The following is a 5,510-nucleotide window of genomic DNA, read 5'->3' as shown; positions in this document are numbered from 1 at the left end:
TCTTTATAATAGTGATACAAAAATGGCAAAGTATTTAATAGAGCAAGGTGCTGATGTAAATACTCCTATACCTTCAGAAGATGCTTATCCTTTACTGCTTCAGGCTATTGACAATGGAAAAACAGAGTTTGTTAAACTTTTAATAGAGAAAGGAGCAGACACTACAGTTGTAAATAAGGAAAATAAGACTGTATTTGATATAGCCAGAGAAAAAGGTTATAATGATATTGCGGCTTTAGATAAATAATAATTTTAAATATAAAAATTGTGAGCGTCTGTTAGCTTTGGCTTACAGAGCCTAAAAGCGAACAATTTTTATTGGTAATAATATATATTAGCTTTAGAAAAATAATATAAGTGAGCCGACCGAGTAGGTACCCTTTGGGTAGCCAGCAAATAAATTTATTTATTTGCTGATTATAGGCGTAGGCTAGCATAACAACAATAAATAAAAAATCGAGCAGCTGATAACTGATGATGAAGTTATCAGCTGTTTTTTTATTAACAACATATTTTTAATTGATTTATCATATACAGTATAACGGTAAATTGGTATTTTCTTTACTTTTATATTTACTTATGATATTATAATAAACAATAATGATTAAGGGGTAATTAAATGAAAAAAATAATTATAACGGCTTTAATATTAATCGGTATAATAAGCTGTAATTCTAAAAAAACTTAATACAGAAGTAACTGCAGATACTAACTCTGTTAATAACAATAATACAGAAATATCTAATAATAAAATATCTAATAATGATGAAGAAATCTATCAGGGATATGCTTCTAATGATATGTGGAGTATATATAAAACTACAATGTTAGAAGAAGAAGAAAAATTATTTAATGAAATTGATTCTATAAAAGATAAAAAATCTTTCGATGAATGGCAGTCAAAAAATCCTAGTAAATCTTCTTTAGTGTTTGCTATTGATAAATTTCCTACAGAAGAAAAGGCTATTGAATTAATATCTTATGGTGCTGATGTAAATATGAAAGATGATAATGATAGTAGGACTCCTTTAGAATTAGCTTCAAAAAATGGATATTTGAAACTTGTAAAAGAACTTATCAAACAAGGTGCTGATGTTAATTTTAGAGAAGAAAAAGGAGATATAGACGCTTTATATTATGCAGTAGAGTCTGAAAAAAATTATCATTTGGAAGTAGTAAAGGAATTATTAAATGCAGGAGCAGACACTGATATTATTTATGGTACTAGAGAAGAAAATGAAGATAATATATTAAATGTTGCTATAATAGGAAGATGCAATTTAGAAAAAGTTAAACTCCTTACAGAACATGGAGCAGATATAAATTATTCAAATTTTGAGTATGGACCTGTAATTGCTGTTGCTGTTTCTAAAGAATGTATTGATATAGTAAAATATTTGGTTTCTCAAGGTGTTGACCCTGCTATGACATATACCAATGGTTATTCATATTCAGGTAAAAGTTATTCATTACTTAATGCTGCAGTAAGAAATAAAACTACAGAAATAGCAGAATATTTAATAGAACAAGGTGCTGATATTAATACTCAAACTGATAGTGTTTCTGGTTTACCTTTAATATTTGTTGCTCTTAGATCTGAAAATATTGAACTTCTTAAACTTTTGATAGAGAAAGGTGCAGATACTTCTGTTGTTGATAAAGACGGAAAAACAATTTTTGATTTAGCTAAAGAACAAGGTTATGATGAGATTGCAGCTTTAGAGAAATAATTACATACAATTAAAAAATCGAGCAGCTGATAACTGACAAATAAAAATAAAAAATAAAGTATCTAGTAACTGATAGAATCAGTTACTAGATGTTTCAAACAATATTTTTTATTATATAATTGAAGTTATCAGCTCTTTATAAGCAAGATTTTTTAATATAATATATAAATAAAAAGAGAATAACTTATAAGTTTAGTTGTCAGATAGTTCAAAGCGGGTTTATCACAAGCAATAATAAATAATAAGTAAGTTTATTGCCGAAAATAATAAAACTATTTTTTATACAATTATATTCTTTTTAATATATTTTTAAATATATTGTAATGTTTTATAAAATTTGTTATTATATGCTCAATAAATAATATTTAGGAATATTTGTACATGGGAAAATCTATTAAAGGTGTTTTAAGCAGAAAAAACATTTCATTAAAAAAATTTAATACATTCAGAGTTAATGCCAAAGCTTTAGAATTCTATATACCGGAAACTATTAACGGCTTTATAGATTTAATAAAATATATTAATGATAACAATAAAAGGTACATGATTTTAGGCGGCGGAAGCAATATTCTATTTCTGGACAAAGTAATAGAGTTCCCAATAATATATACAGGTTTTTTCAGCAGAATAGAACATACACCTCATAATATTTTAGCCTACTCCGGTGCAAATGTTATTGATGTTGTGAAATATGCTTATAAAAATGCATTTACAGGTTTAGAGTTCTTATACGGACTTCCTGGGAGTATAGGAGGAGCTGCATATATGAATGCAAGATGTTATGAGCATTCTATATCTGAGTTCATAGACAGTGTAGGAATAATAGATGAAAACATAGAGTATATGCATATTGGTATAGATGAATGCAAATACGCTTACAAAAAAAGTGTTTTTCAAGATAAAAAATATATTATATTGGATGTTAGATTTAAATTAAATAAAGGTTCTAAAAAATTAATAAAACCGGAAATGAATAAATATTTAAAAGATAGAAAAAATAAAAATCAATTTAAATATCCTTCAGCCGGAAGTACGTTTTTAAATGATTATGAAACTAATATGATAGCTGGAAAAGTTATAGACTCCGTTAATATGAAAGGTTTTAGATTAGGCGGAGCTATGGTTGCACCTTATCATGCAAATTTTATAATTAATTATAATAATGCATCAGGAAGAGATATACTCAATCTTATGAGAAAAGTAAAAGATGAAGTTTACAATCAGAAAGGAATTATTTTAAATGCAGAAGTTAGAATAATATCCAATGATGAAAATGAAAAGTTATAGTAATGATTCTATATAAAATTTATAAGCAGTAATTTATTCTTCTAAATAAGCATAGTTAAATCTATAACGTCCTAACGGCTCATTAACATAATTTTTTAATTTAGGATTAACTATCAAAAAGTCTGTTCTATATATGAAAGGTATAATAGGAACTTCATCAAAGAGTATTGATTCAGCTTCTTTTAATGCCTCCATTCTATCTCTAGCATTTGTTGCCGTAACAGCAAAATCTATTAAAGAATCATATATTGTATTAGAAAATCCTCCATAATTTATATCGCTGTAGCTAGTCATAATTTGAAGCATTGTAAGAGGATCATTATAATCACCAGTCCAGCTTGTTCTAGCCATTTGATAATTTCCTGATTCTCTGAAAGGCAAAGTAATTTTTGATTCTTCTGTTCTAACTATTACATCAATATTAAGGGTATTTTTCCACATCTGCTGAATTGCTTCCAAAACTGTAGTATAAAAACCAGATGAAACTTTTACTTCAAGCATAGGGAAATTTTCTCCATTAGGATATCCTGCTTCAGCTAATAATCTTTTTGCTTCTTCTACATTATTACTATAATTGTTTGCTATTATATAATTACTGCTTTCTTCTCTGAAAGATTTTTCAAGTCCTTTTACTACAGGCGGAACAAATGCTTCCGCAGCTATTAATTTGCCATATCCTATATTTGATACTATATAGTTTCTATCTATAGCAAGAGATAATGCTTTTCTTACTCTTTTATCAGACAATGCTTTATCTTTTGTATTTAAATCTAAATAATAAACTCCTATGATATCACTCACAGCCATTAAATTTTCTTTTATTAAATTTTCTATTTCTCCAATAGGAGGTGCATTTATAGAAAAATCAACATCCCCCGTTCTAACAGCATTAAGAGATATATATTCATCAGCTATCAAAACAAAATTAATTTTTTTAGCAACTTGATTTGTATAATTCCAATAATTAGTATTTATTGCAAAAGTAAGCAGTTCATCAGGTTTTCTTTCTGTCATTTTATATGAACCGTTGCCGATATATGTTTCTGGATTCCAAGTCCAATCATCGCCGTATTTTTCTATTATATCTTTTCTTACAGGCATATAAACTCCGCCTGAAGCTAATATATCAGTAAAATATAAAGTAGGTGCTTCAAGTTCTATTGTAAGAGTATTTTCATCTATAGCATTTACTCCAAGATTTTCTAAAGGCTGTTTACCTCTTATTATATCTTTGGCATTTTTTATATATTCCATTAAATAAGAAATAGGCGATGCAGTTTTCGGATCAACTGCTCTTCTATAAGAATATACAAAATCATCGGCTGTAACTTTTTTACCGTCGCTCCATTTTGCATCATCTCTCAAATGAAATGTATATGTAAGATTGTCATCGCTTATTTCCCATTTGTCAGCAACACCACCTACAATATTTCCATTTATATCCTTATTAAGAAGTCCCTCAAATGCATGATTAATATAAATATATCCATAGGTTTCATCATTTAAAGCAGGGTCTATAGTATTAAGTTCATAGCCAAGATTTACAGTGATTTCATCTTTGATATTTTTTGTTTGTTTTTTGCATGATAGAAATAATGTAAATAAAAATATTAGAATAATAAATTTTAGTTTTGAAGTCATAAAAAGCTCCTTAATTAAAAATAAAAATAGAGATTTTTATAACGCCGTTTGTCTTGTTTGTTTTTAGATGATTTAATAAAACAAGACCAACTTTAGAAAAGGTCTCATTTTATTAATTTGTAAAATTATAAATAATAAAAGAGATAATTCCCTACGCTGGCATTACCCAAACAGGTTATAAGGGTCGAAGTTTGTAATAACTTAAATAAAATTATGTAAACTTCCTCTCAGCCTTTTCAAGCTCCCCGATTTTGTTAAATGATATAATATTTTTATTTTTTTATCAATAAGATTGTAATTTTTTATTAATAATAATTATGGTTCATTTTTACGATACAACAATTTTTAAAAGCAAATGGGTATTAAAAAATATAACACCCATTTTAATACAGCATTTTATTTATGATTTATTTTTAGTATATCTATAAGTTCATTTATCAAATTTTTTTCGCTTATAGCAGTCATTAAATGATCTTGGGCATGTATAAAAAGCAAATTTATTACAAAAGTTTCACCGCTGGCTTCCTTAGATATTAAATCTGTTTGGTACTGATGCGATTTTAATATAAGCTCATTAGATTCCTTTATTTTTTTATCAGCCTCTTCAAATTTATTTTCTTTGGCAAGTCTTAATGCTTCATAAGCTAGACTTTTACTCTCACCGGCTAATGCAATAATAGGAAATACATTTTCTTCCATAAATACTTCATAATCTTGAATCATAATATGATAAACTCCATTAAATTATTCTTTTATAAGAAACCTTTTAGCAGGACTTATATAATCTAATAGGAATAAGTATTCATCGTTAATTTTACCAACTACATTAGTTCTGCCCGTATTTTTTATATC

5 protein-coding genes, 1 pseudogene and 1 riboswitch are annotated in these 5,510 nt (G+C 27.1%); of the genes and pseudogenes, 3 read left to right on the top strand and 3 right to left on the bottom strand.

Annotation, left to right across the window (positions count from 1 at the left end; all coding sequences use genetic code 11):
* The 3 genes and pseudogenes from Q0J90_RS03255 to murB all read left to right on the top strand — a co-directional run.
* Positions 1-247, top strand: a 247-nt coding sequence (locus Q0J90_RS03255) for an ankyrin repeat domain-containing protein (RefSeq protein ID WP_297276544.1), incomplete at its 5' end; no start/stop codon positions are given.
* Positions 248-619: 372 nt separating this feature from the next.
* Positions 620-1,730, top strand: a pseudogene (locus Q0J90_RS03250) (ankyrin repeat domain-containing protein).
* 381 nt (positions 1,731-2,111) lie between these two features.
* A complete protein-coding gene (gene murB / locus Q0J90_RS03245; protein WP_297276543.1) occupies positions 2,112-3,017 on the top strand; it encodes a UDP-N-acetylmuramate dehydrogenase in 906 nt (301 codons plus the stop codon).
* Positions 3,018-3,050: 33 nt separating this feature from the next.
* Here murB and Q0J90_RS03240 read toward each other — a convergent pair whose 3' ends face one another.
* The 3 genes from Q0J90_RS03240 to Q0J90_RS03230 all read right to left on the bottom strand — a co-directional run.
* Complete coding sequence (locus Q0J90_RS03240; RefSeq protein ID WP_297276542.1) at positions 3,051-4,658, bottom strand: peptide ABC transporter substrate-binding protein; 1,608 nt, start codon at positions 4,656-4,658, stop codon at positions 3,051-3,053.
* A 131-nt stretch (positions 4,659-4,789) separates the two neighbouring features.
* A riboswitch (TPP riboswitch) is annotated at positions 4,790-4,916 on the bottom strand.
* Between the two features lie 138 nt (positions 4,917-5,054).
* Positions 5,055-5,381, bottom strand: a complete 327-nt coding sequence (locus Q0J90_RS03235; RefSeq protein ID WP_297276541.1) for a PTS lactose/cellobiose transporter subunit IIA — start codon at positions 5,379-5,381, stop codon at positions 5,055-5,057.
* Between the two features lie 21 nt (positions 5,382-5,402).
* A partial coding sequence (locus Q0J90_RS03230) for a phospho-sugar glycosidase domain-containing protein (RefSeq protein WP_367173833.1) occupies positions 5,403-5,510 on the bottom strand: 108 nt, incomplete at its 5' end.

Source organism: uncultured Brachyspira sp. (genome assembly GCF_944390595.1).
Classification (GTDB): Bacteria; Spirochaetota; Brachyspiria; order Brachyspirales; family Brachyspiraceae; genus Brachyspira.
This window is presented reverse-complemented; position numbering and strand designations above follow the sequence as displayed.

What these genes read in the sequence shown, in the direction of transcription:
- Q0J90_RS03240 (WP_297276542.1), bottom strand. Translation starts at nt 4,658, where the DNA reads ATGACTTCAAAACTAAAATTTATTATTCTAATATTTTTATTTACATTA.
- Q0J90_RS03235 (WP_297276541.1), bottom strand. Translation starts at nt 5,381, where the DNA reads ATGATTCAAGATTATGAAGTATTTATGGAAGAAAATGTATTTCCTATT.
- murB (WP_297276543.1), top strand. Translation starts at nt 2,112, where the DNA reads ATGGGAAAATCTATTAAAGGTGTTTTAAGCAGAAAAAACATTTCATTA.